The organism is Pseudarthrobacter sulfonivorans (assembly GCF_014712225.1).
GTDB classification, from domain to species: Bacteria; Actinomycetota; Actinomycetes; order Actinomycetales; family Micrococcaceae; genus Arthrobacter; species Arthrobacter sulfonivorans.
This window is the reverse complement of sequence record NZ_JACXBW010000010.1, coordinates 142031-164618: the sequence shown is the minus strand read 5'-3', so window position 1 is coordinate 164618 and position 22588 is coordinate 142031. Positions and strand designations below refer to the sequence as shown.

The 22588-nt window shown below is 62.3% G+C and carries 15 protein-coding genes and 1 pseudogene; 7 read left to right on the top strand and 9 right to left on the bottom strand.

Features of this window, described 5'->3' with window-relative positions:
• Positions 1-703 precede the first annotated feature (703 nt).
• A complete protein-coding gene (locus IAQ70_RS14315) occupies positions 704-1975 on the bottom strand; it encodes an MFS transporter (RefSeq protein WP_190989976.1) in 1272 nt (423 codons plus the stop codon).
• 354 nt (positions 1976-2329) lie between these two features.
• Between IAQ70_RS14315 and IAQ70_RS14310 the strand changes: the two genes are divergently transcribed.
• Positions 2330-4489: an amylo-alpha-1,6-glucosidase gene (locus tag IAQ70_RS14310; protein ID WP_190989975.1), complete on the top strand. Its 2160-nt coding sequence runs from the start codon at positions 2330-2332 to the stop codon at positions 4487-4489.
• A gap of 413 nt (positions 4490-4902) precedes the next feature.
• Here IAQ70_RS14310 and IAQ70_RS14305 read toward each other — a convergent pair whose 3' ends face one another.
• From IAQ70_RS14305 to IAQ70_RS14285, 5 genes are read right to left on the bottom strand one after another with little or no spacing between them, the layout of a single operon-like run.
• Positions 4903-6297, bottom strand: a complete 1395-nt coding sequence (locus tag IAQ70_RS14305) for an MmgE/PrpD family protein (RefSeq protein ID WP_190989974.1) — start codon at positions 6295-6297, stop codon at positions 4903-4905.
• A gap of 4 nt (positions 6298-6301) precedes the next feature.
• Positions 6302-6814 carry a MaoC family dehydratase gene (locus IAQ70_RS14300; RefSeq protein WP_190990044.1) on the bottom strand — a complete coding sequence of 171 codons (513 nt, stop codon included), beginning with the start codon at positions 6812-6814 and terminating at the stop codon, positions 6302-6304.
• A 2-nt stretch (positions 6815-6816) separates the two neighbouring features.
• The gene (locus IAQ70_RS14295; protein WP_190989973.1) at positions 6817-8055 is read right to left on the bottom strand and encodes a CaiB/BaiF CoA transferase family protein; all 1239 of its coding nucleotides are present in this window, start codon (positions 8053-8055) and stop codon (positions 6817-6819) included.
• On the bottom strand, positions 8052-8975 hold the full coding sequence (locus IAQ70_RS14290; protein WP_190989972.1) for an HpcH/HpaI aldolase/citrate lyase family protein: 924 nt from the start codon (positions 8973-8975) through the stop codon (positions 8052-8054). Before IAQ70_RS14290 ends, IAQ70_RS14295 begins: the two co-directional genes overlap by 4 nt.
• Positions 8968-9498, bottom strand: a complete 531-nt coding sequence (locus tag IAQ70_RS14285) for a MaoC family dehydratase (protein WP_317983668.1) — start codon at positions 9496-9498, stop codon at positions 8968-8970. Before IAQ70_RS14285 ends, IAQ70_RS14290 begins: the two co-directional genes overlap by 8 nt.
• A gap of 245 nt (positions 9499-9743) precedes the next feature.
• On the opposite strand from IAQ70_RS14285, the gene IAQ70_RS14280 reads away from it, so the two are divergent.
• The 6 genes and pseudogenes from IAQ70_RS14280 to IAQ70_RS14255 all read left to right on the top strand — a co-directional run bounded on the left by IAQ70_RS14280 (position 9744) and on the right by IAQ70_RS14255 (position 18341).
• On the top strand, positions 9744-11435 hold the full coding sequence (locus IAQ70_RS14280) for a 4Fe-4S binding protein (protein ID WP_190989971.1): 1692 nt from the start codon (positions 9744-9746) through the stop codon (positions 11433-11435).
• Positions 11435-13633 (top strand): molybdopterin-containing oxidoreductase family protein, encoded by a 2199-nt coding sequence (locus tag IAQ70_RS14275; protein ID WP_190989970.1) that lies wholly within the window; start codon positions 11435-11437, stop codon positions 13631-13633. Before IAQ70_RS14280 ends, IAQ70_RS14275 begins: the two co-directional genes overlap by 1 nt.
• Positions 13634-13788: 155 nt before the next feature.
• Positions 13789-15000 (top strand): acyl-CoA dehydrogenase family protein, encoded by a 1212-nt coding sequence (locus IAQ70_RS14270; RefSeq protein ID WP_190989969.1) that lies wholly within the window; start codon positions 13789-13791, stop codon positions 14998-15000.
• A 79-nt stretch (positions 15001-15079) separates the two neighbouring features.
• On the top strand, positions 15080-15733 hold the full coding sequence (locus tag IAQ70_RS14265) for a TetR/AcrR family transcriptional regulator (RefSeq protein WP_190989968.1): 654 nt from the start codon (positions 15080-15082) through the stop codon (positions 15731-15733).
• Entirely contained in the window at positions 15730-16833 is a 1104-nt protein-coding gene (locus IAQ70_RS14260) for a CaiB/BaiF CoA transferase family protein (RefSeq protein ID WP_190989967.1), read from the top strand. The genes IAQ70_RS14265 and IAQ70_RS14260 overlap by 4 nt, the downstream gene beginning before the upstream one ends.
• Before the next feature lie 511 nt (positions 16834-17344).
• Positions 17345-18341 (top strand): annotated as a pseudogene (locus tag IAQ70_RS14255) (IS110 family transposase).
• A gap of 132 nt (positions 18342-18473) precedes the next feature.
• Here IAQ70_RS14255 and IAQ70_RS14250 read toward each other — a convergent pair.
• The 3 genes from IAQ70_RS14250 to IAQ70_RS14240 all read right to left on the bottom strand — a co-directional run bounded on the left by IAQ70_RS14250 (position 18474) and on the right by IAQ70_RS14240 (position 22493).
• Entirely contained in the window at positions 18474-19031 is a 558-nt protein-coding gene (locus tag IAQ70_RS14250; protein ID WP_190989966.1) for a nuclear transport factor 2 family protein, read from the bottom strand.
• 433 nt (positions 19032-19464) lie between these two features.
• Positions 19465-20940 (bottom strand): Re/Si-specific NAD(P)(+) transhydrogenase subunit beta, encoded by a 1476-nt coding sequence (gene pntB, locus IAQ70_RS14245; RefSeq protein WP_223860071.1) that lies wholly within the window; start codon positions 20938-20940, stop codon positions 19465-19467.
• On the bottom strand, positions 20937-22493 hold the full coding sequence (locus IAQ70_RS14240) for a Re/Si-specific NAD(P)(+) transhydrogenase subunit alpha (RefSeq protein ID WP_190989965.1): 1557 nt from the start codon (positions 22491-22493) through the stop codon (positions 20937-20939). Before IAQ70_RS14240 ends, pntB begins: the two co-directional genes overlap by 4 nt.
• Between the last annotated feature and the right edge of the window lie 95 nt (positions 22494-22588).

Sequence of the window (22588 nt, the reverse complement as noted above, 5' to 3'; positions counted from 1 at the left end):
TGTTCGTCGGCGCACCCGTCTTTGGCGGCGCTGACATAAGTGCGCTTGGTGACCGGGTCCGCAACGGATTCGCACAGATGTCCATTCAGATGTTCGACACGCGGCCGCAGTGGGTGAAAAGCAGGACGCGTCAGGCAGCCCTGTTTCCGCACTCTCGCCCATGACCTGGGACTGGATCTGGATCTGGATCTGGAGAAGTAGGACGCCGCCGTAACCGCCGAAGAAACCAGGGAACGGATCCGCAAAGGCATCGCCGAGGCACCGGCCTGGGCGTTACGGGCACACTGACGTTCTGCCTTAACGGCGAAAAACTCATCCGCAACACCGAGGAACAGTTCCGGAAGCTGCTGGACCAAGCTTCGCGATAATCCCAGCTCAGCCCCACATGTCTTCAGCATGGAGCCGAGCGGATGGCGCTTGAGCGAGAAGACCCTCGCGGGCACAGCGTGGCAGTCCAAGACCATGCGGACACCGTGGCACCGAACACCTCGCCAAAGTGCGCCGCATGGCCGAGATAGGCGTGGGGAAGGTGACCTGAAACAGACGCAGCCGCCTCGACTGGTTTGTCGAGTGGTTGCCGGCATGAAACTAGGAAAGTTATCTAGTGGCCCTGGCCTCTTCCGATATGCCGGGCCGCGAGCGCCAGGGCATCTAATCCCGGACTGTGGCGGGCTCACCGACTTCCCGCAGCGGGCACCAGCACCTACACCGGAACGGTGAGCTGGGCCTCGGTCTGAGGTTGGAGCTCGGAGCGTCTGCCGAGTTTCAAGGCGATAAAGGCGAAGGTTAGGCCGACCAGTCCAGCCATTCCGGCCAGCAGCATCGCCAAGTCATAGTCGCCCGTGATGTCAAACGTCAATCCCCACAGCGGCAGACCGACGGCTAGACCCACCCACGTACCACTCATCACGACGCCGTAAGCGACCGGAAAGCGGTCCTCACCCACTGCACGCACTGTGAGAAGCGGCAACACGACGGTGATAACCGAGAGAGATATCGCTGCGACCGGGATCAGTATCCAGAAGACCCAAATCCCCGATTCCCGCAGTAGTGCGATTCCAGGCAGTCCCACAACAAACAACACACCCAGCGCAACAAAGAGGACGCCAGTTCCCAATCGATCGTACAAGTACCCCAGGACCGGCTTGGCAACTACCCCGCAGAGCGCATAGTAGGAAACAAGGAGGCCGGCGAGCTGCAGATCAATACCGGAGGCGGCGTAGACCGCTGGTTGGATCTGCGAGAAAGTCCCTTCTAGCGCGATCACCAGCGCCGCGGCACCGAGCAACGCGACCGCTGTGCCCACACCTTTGAGGAGTCCGTGGCGTTTCCCCGACGATTCCTGCCTTGTGCTGCCGCCCGCCAACCGCGGGGGGTCTTTGATTAAAAGGATGCCAGGCACGACTGACAACAAGGTCACCAAAAAGGCCAACGCAAGCATGCCTCCACGGAAGCCGAACGCGGCCACAACCGGCGGAAAGAGGATCCCCCATATGAAGCCGCCCACGCCGATCCCCGTGGCCACAACGCCAAGGACCGTGCCACGCCTATCCGTATGCCATCCCGTGACGAGGGAGTTCGACGCAAGCGCCGCGGTTCCCGCCCAGCCAATCCCAAGAGGGCAGGACAGCAGGTAGAAGACGACGATGTTAGGCGCGAATGCCATCGCGGACAGACACAGCACAACGAGTGTGCCCGACGCGATGACAACACGTCGCACACCGATCGTTGCCATGAGCTTGCCTACTGCAATGAACACGGCGGCGCTCGAGAGCATGTACACGGTGTACCAGAGCAAGTACTCTGCGGTTGTCACGCCGAACCACTTAGATCCTGGCAGCACCAGGAACCCCATCGCCATATTCAACGACGCCATCACCATGAACAAGAATGCCCCGGCGGTGGACATCGCTCGGTGGCGCCTGAATACGACAGCAGTGGGATCAGAGACGGCGATTGTTGGACGGGACGTCATTGCCTTACCTTTCGCGGGGAGTGAGGTCAGCACGTCGATGTGCAACGCTCAGTGCCCCGCTTAAGACGGTACCTCGAATACTAGCTGGTTGACCAGCATTTTATTGAGAAAGTCTGCGTGGTCCCCATAATGATGCCCGCGGCAAAGCAGTGCGCTTGTGCCCAGTCACCTCTCCGATGATGCCACTTTTAGCCGAATGGCCGGAACAGCCGACCAAAGCTTGGGTGTTCAGCCACCTTCTATCGAGGAAAGGACAAGCGTAGCGTCTTATCCATCGGACGATGGCGGCGATCGACGGATGGGCCCGGACTTCGGATTGCGCTGCCCAGTTCATTAGCTGTGAAGGAGTCGGGGATGGCTGGTTGGAATGCTGAGACAGCTGCGGGGCCTGTAGGGTCCGGCACCGTTACCTTGGTGGAGGGTTCATCCTTCTGCATTTCCCTGGCGAACGGGGACATCCATCCTGAGTCTCCACACGGGGTTTTCCATGAGGACACCCGCATTCTGTCGCGTTGGAATCTGGCCGTGAATGGCCAGCCACTGGAGCCGTTGACGGCTGAGACGAAGGAACCGTATCGGGCATTATTTATTGGCCGGGTTCCCCGAGCTGACGGGCATGCGGACAGCCCCCTGATCGTGAAGCGACTACGGGAAGTAGGCGCGGGGATCCTGGAGGAGATCACCATCCGCAATTACTCCTTAGAGGCGGCAGAATGTGTCGTTGTCCTCAGCGTGGCGTCGGATTTCGCGGATCTCTTCGAAGTAAAGGAGGCTCGTGTCCAACGGCGATGGGAAGAATCCCGGAAACCCGACGGCAGCTCTCTGACTATCAGCGGCGTCTGGCAGGACGTCTCGAAGAGCGTCATAGTTAAGGGGGACGGCGCCGACGTCACGCCCGATGGCCTCAGGTATCGGACAGTTATCCCGCCGCACGGCCAGTGGAAGACGTTGCTGAGCGTGGTGCCTGTCGTCAACGGCAGCGGGGACCCAGTGGCCTCCTTCGTTCGGCCGGCTGAAGGTGAGATAACTCGCAGCGACCGCCGCCGCCAGGAATGGCTGGCGAAGATCCCCCACCTACACATGGGCAATCGCTCCATCGAACGGACGCTGCGGCGAAGCTACGACGATCTGGGAGCACTCCGCATTGAGGACCCGGACAATCCGGAACGGATCGTGGTGGCCGCCGGTGCGCCATGGTTCATGACTCTATTCGGCCGCGACTCGCTCTGGGCTTCACTAATGGCGCTGCCGGTGGACCCTTCCCTGGCACTTGGCACCTTGCAGACACTCGCCGACAGGCAAGGAAGCATGGTGGATCCAATGAGCGAGGAGGAACCTGGAAAGATCCTGCATGAGGTCAGACTGGGTGTCTCCGGCGGCCTCGCGTTGGGCGGCAAGTCCGCCTACTACGGCAGCGTTGACGCCACTCCTCTATTCGTTTCCACCTTAGGATCGGTAAACCGCTGGGGTTTTGCGAAGGACACTATCGCCGCGCTGCTGCCCCACGCCGACCGCGCGCTGGACTGGGTCCGGAATTACGGCGACAAGGACGGCGACGGGTTCGTCGAGTACTCGCGCCTCAACGGTCAAGGGCTCATCAATCAAGGTTGGAAGGACTCCTGGGACGGTATCAACTTCGCCGACGGGACACTGGCCGAGCCGCCTATCGCGCTCTGCGAGGTCCAGGCCTACGTCTACAGCGCCTTACTGTCACGGGCAGTAATGGCGTACGACGCCGGTGACGCGCCTTTGGCGGCCGGGCTCACCGACGAGGCGGCGCAGCTGAAGAAACGGTTCAACGAGCAGTTCTGGATGCCCGAACGCGGATACTACGCCGTCGCCCTTGACGCAAGAAAACGACCTGTCGACGCCTGCGCCTCCAACATGGGGCAATGCCTGTGGCACGGAATACTCGATGAGGACAAAATACCATTGGTGGCCGAACGGCTGATGTCCCCCGAAATGTTCACCGGCTGGGGCGTCCGAACCCTGGCCAGCGACATGGGCGCCTACAATCCCGCCAGTTACCACAACGGCTCGGTCTGGCCGCACGATAACGCCATCATCGCCGCGGGCCTGATCCGTTACGGTTTCGTGGAAGAAGCACAGCGAATCGCCACCGCCCTGTTCGAGGCAGCCGATTACACCGACGGCAGGCTCCCAGAGCTGTTCTGCGGCTTCAGCCGTGACGAAGTCACCGGGCCCGTGCCATACCCGACGGCCTGCTCGCCGCAGGCCTGGGCAGCGACCACACCAATCCTGCTGGTCACGAGCCTGATGCGGTACAACGCGCACGTGTCCCGAGGTGGTCTTTGGATGGACCCGGTACTCCCGGAATCCTTCGGGGACCTGCACATCACCAACGCGCCCATGGCCGGAGGCCGAATCACCATCGATATCAGGGGTTCCGAACCTTCCGTGCAGGGGTTGCCTGAAGGAATGACATTCCACCGCGAACACCGGCCATGGCTCACAGAGCTCGTGAACCAGGCCAGGCCCACCACTGACGATTAGCAACACCCGTCCGTCCATGGCAGACCGTGTGGAACGGCCACCGCCACTTCGCCTCCGACGGGACGTGGGACCGCGAAGCTGCATAACTGCGTTCGAATCAAGCCGATATGGGCAGGACCTTATGGCCCTCTGCCTTCTCATACAAGGCGCGGGGTTCGGCCCCGACGGCTCTAATCCAGAGAGCGTCCGCTGTCACGGTTACGGCCTCCACCTGCCCGGTGCGAATAGTGTGCCCGTTTTTCTGAACCTGCACCATACGGCCGACCAGATCGTTCCACTCTGTGTGGTTTTCCACGAGATGCCTTTCGTACTTGAATTTTTCGATGTGTGTATGCGCACAAAGTCCGCGTGCTGAGGGCAGTGCCGCCCCTGGAACGTCCAGCCGGACGGGCAGAGCCGCTTGCAGATTCGGGTTACGCCAACGAAGGGGCGCGCCCGAGTGCCTCCAGGAGAGGTTCCACGCTGGGGGCAGCCTCGAGTCCTGCGACGAGCGAAACGATGTCCTCGGCGGCCTCGCGGCCAAGGACCGGGTCCACCAGGGAATGGAATTTGCTGACCAGGCCCGTCCATCGGCGATCGAGATGCTCGGACGGAGTGGGCTCGTTGACGTCGACGTCGGCACGACGCTGGGTGCCGTCGTTGAGCGTTACGGAGACAATCGACGACCGAAGTTCACCCGTCCTCGCCTCTACGTGAACCCGGTCCAGGAATCCCATCACTCGATGGTCCTGAAGCGAGCCCTCGTCGAACACGCTTTCACTCAGGTCGCCCTTCGCCAAGGCCAAGGCCGTGACGAAGCGCAGGCTGAACTTGCCTTCAAGCGGCGTGGACGGTGTCTGAATGTTGCAGACCTTCAGGTGGCCAGGCGGCACCTGAAGTTGGATGTACCGAACCTGCTCCAGCGTAAGACCTGCCTCGCGCATCGCTAAAAGTCCCTCGATTGCCGAGTGGGTCAGATAGCAGGCGGCGTGATATTTGAACAGGACGTCGCTGATCGCCAGCGTGCTCCTGCCCCACTCAACCGGGACCCCGGCTTCGTCCGACTGCGTATCTCGGAAACCCTGTGCCGCACCCAAAACATCGGGATGGGCCGTGACGCCGCCCCTGGCCAGCAGCGCAGACCTCAACCCGTTTTCGGCCGCGGCCCCCACCTGCAAGGGCTTTGTCATTGTTCCGAACATGGACTTCAGGCCCGATGCTTGGGAACCTGCTATCCCGAACGCATGCAGCCACTTGGACTTCTCGATGCCCAGTACCTGGGCGCTTGCCGCGGCTGCCCCGAATGTCCCGACTGTTGCGGTGGTGTGAAAGCCACGGGCATAGTGCGACGGCGACATTAGACGGCCGATCATCGCCTCCGTCTCGAAGCCCATCACGAAGGCTGTGATGAGTTCGCTGCCGCTAATGCCCGAGCCTTCCGCTGCTGCCAGCAATGCCGGAAGGAGGGGAGCAGATGGATGCCCCTCCATAGCTGCACTGACGTCATCGAAGTCCAGTGCGTGCGCGGCGGTGCCATTGACGAACGCCGCCTGTGTGCGGGACACACGCTCGTTTGTTCCCCAAACACCTGCTTGACCAGAGCTGCCTTCGCTCAGCAAACTCGCGAGGAGCACCGCGGAAACCGGCTCCCGCGAACCGGCGATGGCCACCCCAAGCGTGTCCAGGATGCAGTGGGTTGCACCGGCAACAGCATCTTTATGCCGGCCATCGATACCGCGTATTCGTTCAATGAGCTGATCGGTCAACGATGCCGCGTGGGGCGCACGGTCGTCTAATGGCAAGTCCTCAGGAGCAGTCACTTCCGCCACGCCCTCATCCTCCACTACCGGTGGTGCCGGCTCCGGTCTCAACTGGACGCCGTCGCATCAATGTCTTCCGCTCGCCCTCGAATACGACCACGCCGTCCTGGCGCCGACCCCAGTGGCGGAATCCCACTACGCCCGAGGCGTCCGGGAAATCGCCCGGCTCCACCGAGACTACCTCGGTGAAAGCCTCGATCGTGTCACCGTGATGGACTGGCGCCAGGAAGCGCAGCCGGCCCCAGCCGAGCTCCGCGACCGCGTGCTCGGCCGTGTCCTGAGAGGCCAGCCCGTAGACGAGCGAAGCAGTGGACAAGCCGAAGACGATGCGGTCATCGCCAAGCGATGACCCTGTCAGGAAATGGTCATTAAAGTGCGCCTGAGCGGTGTTCATCACCTGTTTGGCAGGTCCGCTGCCCTCGAGCTCTCCCACCGTCGCCGCGCGCGCGTGGCGCATGCGCTGTCCTGGCGCGAAGTCCTCGAACCAGCCGGAGATGCCGAGAACCGAATCGCTGACATCCACCATCGTCACCACCGTTCCTTAGTTGCGGAAATCGCCGGGTTTACCACCTGAGGTGGGGCGGCTGACCATTCATCGAGGATTGCTGCCGTATCGTCCTCACCGAGTTTAGGACCGCGACCTCTCACGTAAGCCGGGGTGCGGCTAAATTTGATTGGTGCGCCGGCGATCGTGACTGGCACGTCCGAACCGGGCTGCTCGACGTCGACCAACATCTCGCGCTGCCGAACGTGCGGATCCTTAAAGATGTCTGCCGCATTGTTGACCGGACCAATCGGAACCCGGCCTCCAAGGAGTCGGATCACTTCAGCAGTCGCATGGCCGGCAAGCCAACCGCCAAGCACCTCCCGAACGGCGTCGACGTTTACAATGCGTGCTGCGTTATTCACGAACTGCGGGTCGTCGACCAGATCGGGCCGGGCCATCGTTTCGGCAAGAATGCGCCAGTGGTTATCACTGGGCGCCGCAACGGCGATCCAGCCGTCGAGCGTCTGCATAATATCGAACGGCGCCAGCAGCGGGTGGCCGTTCCCCATCGGCTGCGGCACTGTACCCAGGTACGAGTGCTGGTAGACAATACGCTCGCTCAGCGCAAGCACGGCATCGTACATCGCGACGTCGACAAATTGACCTCGGCCGGTGTGCTCGGCATGACGTACAGCGGCCACGATGCCAAGCGCCAGCAGAGTGCCCGGGAAGATGTCCCCGACACCGGGACCCGCCTTATGCGGCGGTCCGCCCAGCGGGCCTGTGATTCCGGCGAAGCCACCCATGGCCTGGGCTACGATATCGAACGCAGGCCACGACTCGTAGGGGCTCTCCCCTGAGCGTGCATCTCCGAAGCCGCGCAGTGCCGCGTAGACCAACCGCGGATTGATGTCAGCGAGCACCTCGTAGGAAAGGCCGAGTCGCTCCATGACGCCCGCGGAAAAGTTCTCGACGAGCACATCAGCGACGCGTACCAACTCGAGGAACCGTGCAGTGTCTTCCGGCACCTTCAGGTCCAGCACCACGCTGCGCTTACCGCGATTCACCGATTGGAAGTATCCACCGAGCGCCCGCTCGGGATCATCGTCCGGCCGCAACGGGCCGAGTCCCCGCGTTCTGTCGCCGGTCAGCGGCTCGACTTTGACGACGTCGGCGCCGAGGTCAGCGAGCAACATCGTCGTGAACGGACCCGCCAGCATCGCGGTGAGGTCAAGGACCTTGACGCCGGCAAGTGGTCCTGGGTGCGAGCCGGGGGTCATGCCACACCGCACCGATCGGCACGATCCAGTACCGCCTCGAAGATTCGGGTGGTGGCGGCATCGATCATCATGCCTCCCAAAGACGCTGCACCGAGACCGGCGGCCTCGGCTTCCTTAACGGCTCTGACGGCTGCGGTGGCGCGTTCGATCTCCGCTTTGGTGGGAGCGAATATTTCGTTGGCAATCGAGATCTGGCTTGGATGAATCGCCCATTTGCCGACGGCACCCAAGGTGGCCGCCCAGGAAGCTTCACGCTCGTAGCCGTCGGGGTTGGAGATCGCCCCGAAGGGGCCGTCGATCGCGTCGAGACCGTTGGCGCGGGCTGCCACGATCATGCGGTTCCGCGCATAGTGCCAAACGTCGCCGGGATAGCCGTATTGCCCTTCGGCGGCTGCCCCAATGTGTCCGAGGCGGATTCCCTGGCTCGCGGACAAGTCACCAACCCCGAGGATGAGGGCCTCGAGTCGCGGCGAGCTGGCAGCGATCTCCTCGACCCGGGCCAACGCCTCTGTCTCTTCGATCAGAACCTCGACGCCGATTCGTCCGACTTCGAGCCCGTTCCAGGTTTCAAGCTGGGTGAGCAGGTCGTCGACGAACCACACGTCTCGCGGTGCGAGCACCTTGGGGATGATAATGACGTCCAGGTTCCGTCCCGCGGCCGAAACAATGTCGATGAGGTCACCGTGGCACCACTGTGTACTCACTGGATTGATTCGCACCGCCCGTGTCTTGTTCCCCCAATCGAGACTGTTGAGGCCGTCAATGATGTTGCTGCGTGCAGCCACCTTCTCGGACGCCACAACTGAGTCCTCCAAGTCGAGGAAGACCAGGTCGGCGTCGCTTGCCGCAGCCTTTGCGATCATCTTGGGGCTGTGCCCGGGCGTTGAGAGCTCGCTCCGTCGCAATCGGCTTTTACGCATTTTCTTTCCTCCTGGTAGTGGCCACAGCGCTGCCATTGCGCGCCGCGACCAAGTTTGTTCGGACGAACTCCACAACGGGCTCGCCCTTCTGGTTAACGGCTGTGGTGCGCCATGTGACGATTCCCACGCCTGGCTTGCTGGCCGACGTACGCATCGCGACGACACGAGACGTGGTGCTGATCGTGTCGCCGGGGTAGACCGGCCGGACAAATGAGCAGTCATCGATGCCGAGGAACGGCCCGCCGCTCTCGCTGAGGTCTTCGACCGAGAGGCCCACTGCCGTGCAAAGGATCAGCATCGGGTTGATGACCGTGTCGGGATGACCCTGGCTGCGGGCGTATTCCACATTGAGATGCAATGGCAGCCATGCGCAGGTGGCGGTAGAGAACGTCACGTTATCAGCCTGTGTCAGCGTTCGGCCCCAGTGGTGCGCCATAACCTGATCCAGCTCGAAATCCTCGTACTTGTTCCCTTTCGCCACGATGGGGAACGAGTCAAGATCCGGTGCCCCTCCAGTGCTCACAGGGCTTCCCCGCCTAAGTTCGTCTGAATGTTCATAAGTACAATCTCGACTAAGAAATGAAGTTTGTCAACGAACAAGTTTTCTCCCGACAAGCGGTATCCCAAGTTTGACTAGTCAACAAGCAAGTTTTTTGAGAGACTCAACTTCTCTGAGTCCGACGCCTGGAGCGAGCCCCACGTTCTTGACTCACCAGCGGGACCAGGTAAGTCAGGACACCCAGACCCGCCTTTGAAGGGAATCTCACCGTGGCTTTTGTCATCACCGGAGGCTGCTGCAACGATGCATCGTGCGTGGACGTCTGCCCTGTCGACTGCATCCGGCCCCATCCCGGAGACCCTCAGTTCAAGACTGCGGAACAGCTGTATATCGATCCGTTATCCTGCATCGGGTGCTCGGCGTGCATGTTCGCATGCCCGGTTTCGGCCATTCACGATGAAAATGACCTTCCCCAGCACCTCAGTGACTTCCCTGGCATTAACCGGGATTACTTCCTTGACCAACCCCTTACGCCTCGCTTCCTCGACATCGAGGCGAAGCCTGCCACCGCGCCGGTCGAGGCCAGAGTTGCCATCATCGGCGCGGGGCCGTCGGCCTGTTACGCCATTGCGGAGCTCAGCGAGGTGCCCGGTATAGAGATCAACGTCTTCGACCGGCTGCCCACCCCCTTCGGCCTCGTCCGCTCGGGGGTTGCGCCCGATCATCCCGACACCAAGCTCGTCGCAGACTACTTCCAGTCCCTACTCCAACTACCCAACGTGACCTGTTATTTCAACGTTGAGGTGGGCACTCATATCAGCCTCGAGGAGCTCCGCGAGCGCCACCACGCGGTAATCCACGCCGGCGGCGCTAACGGCGACAAAAAGCTCGGCATCGATGGGGAATCACTTCCGGGATCGTTTTCGGCACGAGAGTTCGTGTCCTGGTACAACGGCCATCCAGACTTCACAGACCGAGAGTTCAACCTGTCCGGAGAGACCGTCGTCGTGCTCGGCAACGGAAATGTGGCACTGGATGTCGCACGCGCTCTCATCCGGCCGGTTGAGGCCTACGCCTCCACCGACATGGCGGACCACGCGATCGATGCACTGGCCGCGAGTGCCGTTCGCGAAGTCGTGATCATTGGCCGACGCGGTCCGGCCGATGCCGCCTGCACTCTGCCCGAACTCCTCGAACTGAACCGGATGCCCGGGGTCGACGTCCGGACACTGGCAGACGAGGTCGACGGCGGCGACGACCCCTCGTGGACTGGAAACAGAAAGCGCAAAGTGGACGCGTTCCGCGAGATGTCTCGTCCCGGCTCCCCCTCGACGCCGGGCGGCCGCCGCATCACGTTCAGGTTCGGCTGGCAGCCGGTGCACATCGCGGGCGGGGATATGGCCGAAGCCGTCCACCTGCAACGCACCGACGACAAGGACGCCGCTCCGGAGATTGTCCCGGCGGGGTTGGTGCTCCGCGCCATCGGGTACGGCGTCTCGCCCGTGCCAGGGCTTCCGTTTGACGCATCAACACGGACAATCGCGAACGTCGCCGGCCGTGCTATTGACGAGCAGACCGGAGATCTCATCAGCGGACTGTACTGCGTGGGTTGGGCGAAACGCGGCCCGTCAGGAGTCATCGGGACCAACCGGGTATGCTCGCGCGAGACCGCGTCGGCCGTCCTCGAAGATTTGCGCTCCGGCCTGACCTCACAGGCTGTCATCGCTGATTCGCTCGGGAACATCCTTGGCGCCCGCCAGCCTGATCTTGTGACGCTGAACGGCTGGAATGCCCTCGACGCCGCGGAGAGGCATGCGGGCCAGCTGTCTGCCGTTCGGCGACCACGCCGGAAGTACACCCAGGTGTCGAGCATGTTGCGGGCTGCTGGGGTGCTTGATGGCATTCCTGTGCGGGTTGACGCACCGCTCCCCTCGCTCCCCATCCACCGCGGGGAGCAGTAATGCCGACGGTGGCCCTCCCGATGCCTTCATCGCTGCCAGTCGCCCGTAACCCCATCCTTCGGGAGAAGACCACGTCCGTCTCGACGTATTGCCGCATCTGCGAGGCATGCTGTGGGCTCATTGCAGAATTGGACGGAGATCGCCTGGTCCGAGTTCGGCCGAACACCGCCCACGCACACTCGCGTGGCTTCTCCTGCAACAAACCGCAGGGGCTGGTGGAGCTCACTTATGACCCTGACCGCATCACCACACCAATGGTGCGGAGCGGTGGACCCGGGGAATTCTCACCCACAACATGGGACAAAGCACTTGACATCTGCGCTGCCAAACTGTCGGCCGTGCGAGACGAGTTCGGCCCTCAGGCTATCGCCAACTTGCGCGGAAATCCGCCCTTCTTCGAATCAGCAGGATTTCTGTGGGGCCTGGGGTTCTCTGCAGCGCTCGGCATCAGCCGCAACTACACAATCAACGCAGAGGACGGCGCCTCACGACTGACAGCAAACGAAGCCCTTTACGGCGACGTCAACCGGTTTCCGCGTCCCGATCTCTGGCATACGGATCTCGCACTGGTCATCGGGGCGAATCCTCTGATCGCCCGCAGCACACGAGTGAGCGAACCCCAATCCCGGGAAGCACTCGACTCGGTCGTCGCACGCGGCGGTCGAGTGCTCGTCGTCGACCCCCGGCGCACTGCCACGGCCGAGAGGTACGAACACATCAGCATCCGGCCGGGCACAGATCCCTGGTTCCTCATGGGTGTATGCAAGGTGATCTGCGAGAACCACCAGATGCCGAAGCTTGCCCAGCGCGGCGCGGCCATTTCAGGCATTGACGAGTTCGTCCTCCTCGCGAAGTCCTTCGATCTCGACGAATGCGCAGCAAAGTGCGGTGTTGAGCGCGAAGCAATCGTTGACGTAGGTGGCGCCTTCACAAAGGCCGCATCCGCCGTCGTCTACGGTGGCACTGGCACCTGTGCCCAGCGATTCGGCACCTTGACCAATATCCTGCAGGACACCCTCCTGGCGCTAACAGGAAACATCGACCGACCAGGTGGACTGCTTGCTGGATGGGCGGCGATCGACCTGACTCCGCAGACACCTGGCGTAAAATCGGGCACCCGTCGCAGCAGAGCCGAGGGCCGGCCTGAGGTCGGCGGCGGTCTGCCAAGCGCTGGCCTCGCAGCTGATATCGCACACCCAGGAATCGACCGCGTCAGGGCACTGGTCATTCGCGGAAACAATTCGGTGCTGACCAGCGGCGGCGGCGGGAAACGGCTCGAAGCGGCCCTTGAAAAGCTCGATTTCAGTGTGGCCATGGATCTCTACATGAATGAGACTAACCGCTACGCTGACGTACTCCTTCCCGTGACAACGATGTACGAGCGAGACGACTACCCGGTGACCACAGGGAACATGCAACTGCGGCCGACCGCTTACGCGACCCGCGCCGTAATCTCTCCCGTGGGCGATGCACGGGATGCCTGGTGGGTGTTCGACGAAGTATCCCGCCGGATGGGTCTCGGCGGCTCCTGTCCCGACAAGGAGCTGCAGGCCCTCGCCGAGGCACGCGGAGAGCGCCCTACCCCCGCCGAGGTCATCGACCGCCTACTCGCCAGGGGACCTGTGAAGGGGCTCACGTTCGAAGAGCTGGTGGCAAATCACCCGAACGGGATCAGGCTGCGGGACACATTGCCCGTCGGAAAGCTCACTGAGAACCTGCCAACCGAGGACGGGGGCGTTCAGCTGTACTCATTGCAGTTGCGGTCGGAGGTTGCCCGCTTGCGCGCTTATGCCGAGCCGGATGCCACCTGGCCGCTCCGCTTGATAGGCCGGCGCGAGAAAGGCTCGCAAAACACCTGGATGCACAATTCCCGCCTTGTCTATCCCGATGGATATACCTTCGCAGCCCACATCCACGCCGCCGATGCGGACGCATGCGGCGTGGAGGACGGCGGCGAGGTGCGCCTGGTATCTGCGGCGGGTTCCATCGTGGTTACCGTGTCGATCCAGGACTCAATGCGGCAGGGGGTGGTAAGCGTGCCCAACGGCTGGGGCCACCGGGGAGGTTCGTGGCAGCGGGCCAACGCGTTCAGGGGCTCGAACAGCAATGAGCTCGTGAGCCATGAAGACGTCGAAGCCGTCGCGGGGATGTCCATTCTTAATGGCATCCCCATCCGTATGGAGCGCGTTACCAGCTAAGTGGTACCGCTGCCTGCTGGGCGGACACTGCCAAGGGGTTGTGCCGGGTCCGTACATCAAGTAGATTGCTAGTCAACAAACTATTTAATGGAGGTTCCGACCGTGCCCCAAGCAACTATCAGCCGAGCAGGCCGCGCCAGAGATGAGCAGGCATCGTGAGCCGGCCCCTGGTCGACCCGCGTCCGCGTATTCCGGCCATCTACCGTACCGATGAACGTGAGGCGATCCAGGAGATGGCCCGTGACTTCGCAATGCGGGAAGTGCTCCCGGTGGCGAATGAGCTGGATCCGGAACGCGGCCTCATCCCCGACAGCCTTAGGGCGAAGATGGGCGAACTTGGCTTCTTCGGAATCCTGGTACCAGAGGAGGACGGCGGTCTCGGCCTCGGCGTCTTCGAGTACGCGCTCATCACCGAGGAGTTGTCCCGGGCATGGATGAGTGTGGCCAGCATCATCACGCGGTCCGGAATTGCAGCCGCCCTCGATCCAACGCAGCGCGCGGCCATCCTTCCGCTCGCGGCACGTGGACAGTGGCTGGGCGCATACGCAATGTCCGAACCGGGAGCGGGCTCGGACATCGCTTCCATCCGCACACGGGCTGACAAGGTCGACGGCGGGTGGCTGATCACGGGCCAGAAGATGTGGTGCACATTCGCTGACCAGTCCGACGGGATCATCGTCGTCGCCCGCACTACACCCTATGATCCTGCCCGCCGGCGCGACGGTATCCGACGGTTCATCGTCTACAAAAAGCCTGGTGAGTTGCCCGCCGGTTGCACAGGAACGCCAGTGCGCAAGATCGGCTATCACGGCTGGCACACGTTCGAGCTGTCCTTCGACAACTGCTTCGTCCCGGACGATGGTCTGTTGGGATACGAACAGACCGACGGCCAACAGGACGGCGGATTCAAACGCGTCGCCGAAGGCATGCTCACGCCCCGGATCCACACGGCTGCGCGCTCGATAGGATTGGCGCGGGGCGCCCTCGAGGACTCGATCAAGTATGTCCAGGAACGTGAGCAGTTCGGGCACGCCATCGGCGACTTCCAAGTGACCCGATTCAAGATCGCCAAGATGGCTGCGGAGATTGAGAGCTGCCGGGCGCTGATGTACGAAGTCGCTGCCGACGTTGACGCCGGCGAGATGTCCGACGTGCGGGCCGCCATGCTCAAGTACTCCGCATCGGAGATGTCTGAGCGCGTCACTTCCGAAGCGCTCCAGCTGCACGGAGGCGCCGGTTACACGACGGACTTCCCCATCGAACGGTACTGGCGGGACGCCCGGCTAACGAAGATCTTCGAAGGCACGTCGGAAATCATGCAGCGCCTAATCTCCGATCGGCTACTTCCGCCGACTCCGTTTCGCTGATCATCGCGCGGGGCGCAACGGAAAGCGCTCCGCGTGGTGACCTGTACCATAACTTTGTTGTTCGACTAGGATTGATGTTGTGGAAACCAAAGAAGAAGAGCTCAACGGTCATCAGATTCGCTCTGAGAGATCCACCCGTGCGCTGATCCGCGCCGCAGGTGATCTAGTCGCGGAGGGCGGTTACCAGTCGATGACGCTTGCGACCGTGGGAGAGCGCGCCGGCTACAGTCGGAGTCTCGCGACGGCGCGGTTTGGGTCCAAGGGTAAGCTGCTCGAGGCGCTCGTAGACGAGGTCGTTGTCCGTTGGACCGTGGAGAAGGTCGACGCGGAGGCCACCGGACTCAACGGACTCGCGGCGCTGCAAGTCCTCCTGAGGGGGATTTGCGACTCCTACGAACGCAATCCTCGGTCGCTCACCATACTGTACGCGTTGATCTTCGAAGCTCTTGGCCCTGTACCTGACCTGCGCGAACGGTTCATCACCTTCCACCAGGTCCTGCGATCGCGCATCGCCGCGACCATTCGCACTGGCGTGGAAGACGGCTCCATTGATCGCGGAATCGACCCCGATCAGCAGGCCGCCGTGATCGTTTCCACGTTGCGCGGCGTGGGATACCTATGGCAACTCGATAAGGAAAGCATCGACCCCGCGGCGGTACTCAGGCTCTCCATCGACCAATGGGTACGAACCTTGGCCACCGATCCGGCAGCCCTCCAGGAAGTCAAGTTATGAGCGGGCCGCTCAAGGGGATGCGCGTCGTCGAACTGGCGAGCATCGGACCAGGCCCCCATGCGGCAATGATGCTTGCAGACCTCGGCGCCGACGTCGTAAGGGTGGAACGCCCGGATGCTCCGTTCGGTCTTGGCAAGCAGGGACGCAACGAGCAGCTTCGGGGCCGACGCACCGTGACTGCGAACCTAAAATCAGCCGCCGATCAGGAACTTGTCCTGGAGTTGGTGGCCCGGGCAGACGTGCTCATCGAGGGCAACAGGCCCGGTGTGGCGGAGCGGCTCGGACTCGGCCCCAAGGATTGCCACGCCATCAACCCCGGTCTGGTTTATGGCCGGATGACCGGCTGGGGACAGGACGGACCACTAGCCGACCGGGCTGGACATGACATCAACTACCTGAGCATCGCCGGCATACTCAACGCCGTCGGACGCGCCGATGAGCGTCCCGTTGTACCCCTTAATCTCATTGGTGACTACGGCGGCGGATCGATGTTCCTCATTACGGGCATCCTTGCAGCGCTCTGGGAGCGTGATAGGTCAGGGATTGGCCAGGTCGTCGACGCTGCGATGATTGATGGGGCAAGCGTGCTGGCCCACATGTTGTGGTCGATGTACGGCGGAGGCGCGTGGAATGAGAACCGAGGCGACAATATTCTCGACGGCGGTGCGCCCTACTACGATACGTACGAGTGCGCTGACGGAGGCTACATGGCAGTCGGATCTGTTGAGCCCCAGTTCTATGCACGTCTCCTGGATGGCCTCGGGTTGCCTCCTTCAGACCTCCCGGAACAGTATGACCGCACCGGATGGCCAGTTTTGCGGGCAGCTCTGACTTCAGCGTTCCTCCGCGAGCCGCGTCAGCACTGGATCGAGATGTTCGAGCGAATCGACGCCTGTGTCACTCCAGTGCTCTCGTTCGACGAGGCCAGTAAGCACGAACATATGGTGGAGCGGCAGATCGTTAGAGACCTGAACGGTATCGTCCAGCCGTCACCCGCGCCCCGCTTTTCACGCAGTGATCCCGGCATTCCGAAAGCGCCGCCACTCCAAGTTACGGACGCCCACGAGATCCTTGCTGAGTGGGGCATCGCGAGCAATTGAGGGTGCCACCGGTGGTTGACGGCTATGTACCAGCAAGGCTGAACCACCGTGAAAATTACACGGATCGAGATTAAAATTGATTCGAACACCAACGGTAGCGCCCAATCGCCATGCACATCTCTCCGTTGTTCGACATACATCTGCATGGGAGTCGTCGCTTACGAGCGCGCTGCACAGTTTCGATGTCTCCGCCTCGACCCTCGCCCATCCGCTGGGCGTCCCCTGCACCCGGTCCGGCGCCTTCAAGGTCGGGACCAGCCCATCTTGCGCGGACGCGCCGTTAAATTTATTGGGTCCGCGAGAGTCGGAGATTTGGTCGCTGGGCCTGGTATGACTTTCTTGCCCTGTCACTTGATGATCCGGGGGTGTTGTCGCCGAGTTCGGAGGCACGCGGTGACTACCTATAGAGACACGGCCGGCTCCTTCCACGGGTACCAGGTCTTTGTAAAACGTGGTGCCAGCATCGGGGTGTCGGGACTGCGGCCAGATCGTGGTGCAAAAGGATCGCCGGATGGACAAAGGATATGACGTCTACTGCGGACTCGATGTCGGAAAGTCCGAGCATCACGCCGTCGCATTGAACGCCGCTGGCGAATCCGATCTGTATCCCGGCAAGTCCAAAACGGACGCGCGCTAATGCATTCATCATTGCCGAGGCGGCCCGAGCGCTTCCGCACACCCTGCGGGCTGTTGACCGAGACAGCGAAGTGCTTGCGGCGTTGTAGGTGCTTTCCGGGTTAATGCCGATCTGACCCATGAGTGCACTAGGGCGATCAACGGCCTGCGGTCCCTGCTGCTGCAGATTTTCCCCGCCCTGGAACGTGTCTTTTCCGGAACCGTGCTGACCCGATCCCTGGTGCTGGAGCTGTTCATCAAGTACTCCGGACCCACCGGACTGCGCACCGCCGGGCGGTCCAACGTGCTCCGCTGGATCAGGAACCACAGCCGAAGGACCCGGTGAATCTCATCGACGCGGTCTTTTCGGAGCTGGGCGAGCAGAGGGTGACCGTGATCGGCACAGGCCGTCGAACTGGTCATCGCACGCGTCGCCGCCCAGACCAAGGAACTCAAACACCAACGCGCCGTTGTGGCCGAAGAAGTCGAAAAACTTCTCGGTGACTTCCCTCTTTCCCAGGCCTTGATGTCCATGCCGGAGTCGGCATCAAGACCGCAGCCACGACACTCCTGACCATTGGCGATGCCGGCACCTTCATGCCCGCAGGACACCTGGCCGCCTACGCCGGCATTGCCCCGTGATGCGGCGCTCCGGAATCTCGATCCGCGGTGAACTCCCAGCACGCTCGGGGAACAAACAGCTCAAGAACGCGATGTTCACTTCGGCTTGGATAGCCAGCTGTCGTCACTCGGCTTCAAAGGCGTACTACCAAAAGAAGCCGGCCCAGGAAAAACACAACGCCGCCGCCATCTGCGTGGCCCGACGCCCGTGCGACGTCATCCACTCCATGCTCAGACACGGCACACTCAACGAAGACACCCCAGAAGCATAAGGACACTCCCTAGTCGGCCGACTACGTGATCGGCCGATACCGCCAGAAGTCTGAGGATTCACGCCCTCAACGACGGACATGACAGGAACACGCCTCCGCGTTTTCTTTCACGCACCCAGTAATAGGCTCAGATCACCACTCAAGATCGTGGATCGGATCGCGAGGGTAGGTGTCTCCGATTCGCGCGGTCGCGGGAATGCCGCCAAAGACTGCTCCGAGTTCGCCCGTGTTGGGGAACTGCGCTACATGATCGAAGATCACCACCCGGCGAAGCACCTTCCATGCACCGTCACGGCGTTCGCACAAGTCGCGGTACCGGCCACCCATAATGTCTGTCGGTTCACCTCCAAGCTTCACCATGACGTACACGACGGCGCTCTCCCGCCTGGCGCGATCGCCGTCGAGTTCCACGATGACGTTGGTGATGTAGTGGTGGGAACGATGCAGGGTCTTCTTCTGATTCTCATAAGACCACTCGCAGAACTCATGGGCTGGGCCGTCGAACATTCCATGATTGTCGGTAGCCTCCGGCCAGAAGGTCGACTTCATAAGTTCGAGATCCTTGCGGTCCTGCCCTCGACAGTAAATCGCCATATTCTCGTAAAGCTTCTGTTTGGCGATCAGCTCGGAAAGCTCGGCCTGATCGACGCCAGCCACGGAGCTCGCTGCGTCTTTTGACGAAATGGACATCGTTGGGCCTTTCTTTTGGGACCAGAAATTGCAATTTGAAGGAGAAATGCTCGACTTCCCGCTTGAGTTTCCGCGATCACAGGAGCGAAGTCACAGGCCGACCAGGCTTTGAGCGGATCAGTCTTTGCCAGGCTCTAACAGCTCGTGCCTGTGATGGAGCAAGAACTCATGGCGGTAGTGGAGACCAATCCAGGGGGACGCAGAGATTTCATCAATGTTGAATGCCTGGCAGAGTGCCTGTACTTCCCCCGCGCAAGACGCACCGACCCTCGTGTTCGAGCTGGACGCCTCTCGAATAGGCAAATTGGCAAGAACTCTGCGTCTAAACACGGACAGTCCTATCGTTTCCACCGCCTGGCCCTGGTTGCGGACGCGAACCAAACGCCAGGCGGGTGTTGTCATATCGATCAAGGAAGACCCTTGGCGTCCTCTCTCAGAACGCTTTGAGGATGTCTTCGACGCGGGTTTTGGCGTCGCCGAAGAGCATTTGGGAGTTGTCGCGGTAGAAGAGGGGGTTTTGGACGCCGGCGTAGCCTGCAGCCATTGAGCGTTTGAATACGATGACGTTTTCGGCTTCCCAGACTTTGAGGACGGGCATGCCCGCGATGGGGCTTCCCGGGTCTTCAGCGGCTGAGGGGTTGACGGTGTCATTGGCGCCGATGACGAGGACCACGGAGGTGTCGCCCAGGTCGTCGTTGATTTCGTCCATTTCCAGGACGATATCGTAGGGGACTTTGGCTTCGGCGAGGAGCACGTTCATGTGTCCGGGCAGGCGCCCGGCGACCGGGTGGATGCCGAACCGGACATTCACGCCGCGTTCCCGAAGCTGGTGCGCGAGTTCGGCGACCGGGTACTGGGCCTGGGCCACGGCCATGCCGTACCCGGGGGTGATGACCACACTCGAGGCGTTCGTCAGCATTTCCGCTGTGGCCTCGGCCGTGATCTCCCGGTGCTCACCCTGGTCCGCGTCCCCCTTGCTGGCGGGGGCGGCGATGCCGAAGCCGCCGGCGATCACGGAGATGAAGGACCGGTTCATGGCCTTGCACATGATGTAGGACAGGTAGGCACCCGAGGAGCCCACCAGGGCGCCGGTGATGATCAGCAGGTCGTTGTTGAGCAGGAACCCCGCCGCGGCGGCGGCCCAGCCGGAGTAGCTGTTGAGCATGGACACGACCACGGGCATGTCGCCGCCGCCGATGGAGGCCACCAGGTGCCAGCCCAGCCCCAAAGCGAGGAGGGTGACGACGATGAGGAGCCAGAGCTGGGAGTCGTTGACGTACCAGACGGTCAGGGCAATGAACGCGGCGAGGGCGCCGAGGTTGATGGCGTTCTTGCCCGGCAGCATCAGGGGTGAGGACTTCATCCGGGCGGAGAGTTTCAGGAACGCCACGATCGAGCCTGTGAAGGTGACCGCGCCGATAAACACGCCGATGAACACCTCGGCATGGTGGATGGCCGTCAGGTCCGGGGACAGGGCGGGGGCTTCAAGGTGCCCGTTCCAGCCCACCAGGACGGCGGCGAGGCCAACGAAGCTGTGCAGCAGCGCGATCAGTTCGGGCATGCCGGTCATTTCGACCACGCGGGCGCGCCAGAACCCAATGGCCCCGCCGACGATCACCGCGGCGACGAGCAAGACCAGGCCGGTCAGGCCGGCTCCGGTGCCCCAGGCGTCCTGGACGGTCAGCCAGATGGTGGCTGCGAGGGCGATGATCATCCCGGTGATGCCGTAGATGACACCTGCGCGGGCTTTCTCGTGTTTGCTCAGCCCGGCGAGGGACAGGATGAACAGCAGGGCCGCGACGACGTATGCGGCGCCGGCGATGGAGTCGGCGGTCAACGGACCGGTGACGGTGTCAGACACGGTAAGGCTCCTCGATAGAATTGCTGCTGCTTCGGTGGCGGCGCTCATGAACGTGCCTTCCCGGCCGAGAACATGGCGAGCATGCGCCGGGTGACGGCGAAGCCGCCGAAGATGTTGATGCTGGCCAGCAGGACCGCGACGGCGGCGAGGACCTGCATGATGATGTTGTCGGACGTGACCTGCAGCAGGGCCCCGACGACGATGATCCCGGAGATCGCGTTCGTCACCGACATCAGCGGGGTGTGGAGGGCGTGATGGACTTTACCGATGACGTAGAAGCCGACCACGATGGAGAGCATCAGGACCGTGAAGTGCTGCGGCAGCGGCGCCGGAGCCACCGCGTTGATCCCGAACAACACCGCGATGCCCGCGGCGAAAAGCCCGGCCTTACCGGCAGGGCTGAGGCCCATCTTTTTCGCCGCCTCGGCAGCCCGCTCCTCGGCGCGTTTGGTTTCGGTCTGAACCGGGGCGGCGGAGACCTGGACCGGGGGCGGCGGCCAGGTCTTTTCACCCTCGCGAACCACCGTCACCGACCGCTGGACGACGTCGTCGAAATCGATCCGCAGGACCCCGTCCTTCTCCGGGGTCAGGAGCTTGAGCAGGTTCACCATGTTCGTCCCGTACAGCTGGGACGCCTGCGCCGGCAACCGGGCCGGCAGATCCGTATAGCCCAGGATGACCACACCGTTATCCGTCACCACGCGTTCCCCGGCGACTGAGCCCTCGACGTTCCCGCCCTGGCCCGCGGCCATGTCAACGATCACGCTGCCGGACTTCATCGCCGCAACGTCTTCCGCCGTGAGCAGCTTCGGCGCCGGGCGCCCAGGAATGAGGGCCGTGGTGATGATGATGTCCACATCCGCGGCCTGCTCGGTGTAGATCTCGGCAGCGCGGGCGTTGTACGCCTCGGACGTGGCCTTCGCGTACCCGTCAGAGGACTTCATCTCCTCGGCGACCTCGACCTTGAGGTAGGTCCCGCCGATGGACTTCACCTGGTCGGCAACCTCAGGGCGCGGGTCAGTCGCCCGGACGATCGCGCCCAGGCTGGACGCGGCACCGATCGCCGCCAACCCGGCAACACCGGCACCTGCGACCAGGACCTTCGCCGGCGGGACCTTGCCCGCCGCAGTCACCTGTCCGGTGAAGAACCGGCCGAACTCATGTGCGGCCTCAATCACCGCCCGGTACCCGGCAATGTTCGCCATGGAGCTGAGCACATCCATCGACTGCGCCCGCGAGATCCGCGGCACCGCGTCCAACGCCAGCGCCGTGATTGGACGCGCGGCCAACGCCTCCACCAGCTCCGGCCGCAGCCCCGGACTCAACATCCCGATCAGCGCTGCACCGTCCGCGAGACGGGCGATCTCATCTTCAGTGGGCGGGCTGATCCGCAAAACCACTTCACTGCCCCACGCCTCGTCCGCACCGACGATCAGTGCACCCGCTTCGGCATAAGCGTCATCACGGAAAGACGAAGATTCCCCCGCGCCCTTCTCGACCACAACCTCGTAGCCCAAACCCAATAGCTGCTTCACGGTGGTGGGCGTCGCCGCCACCCTCGTCTCGCGACCCAACTCGGCCACAATGCCAATACGTGTCACGTTTTCTCTCTCTCATCCAACCAACCAGCTGCGCAGAAGATCTGCCACGACTGCCATTGGCTATCAATTCATTTCTTTCAAAGAACCAAGTCAGC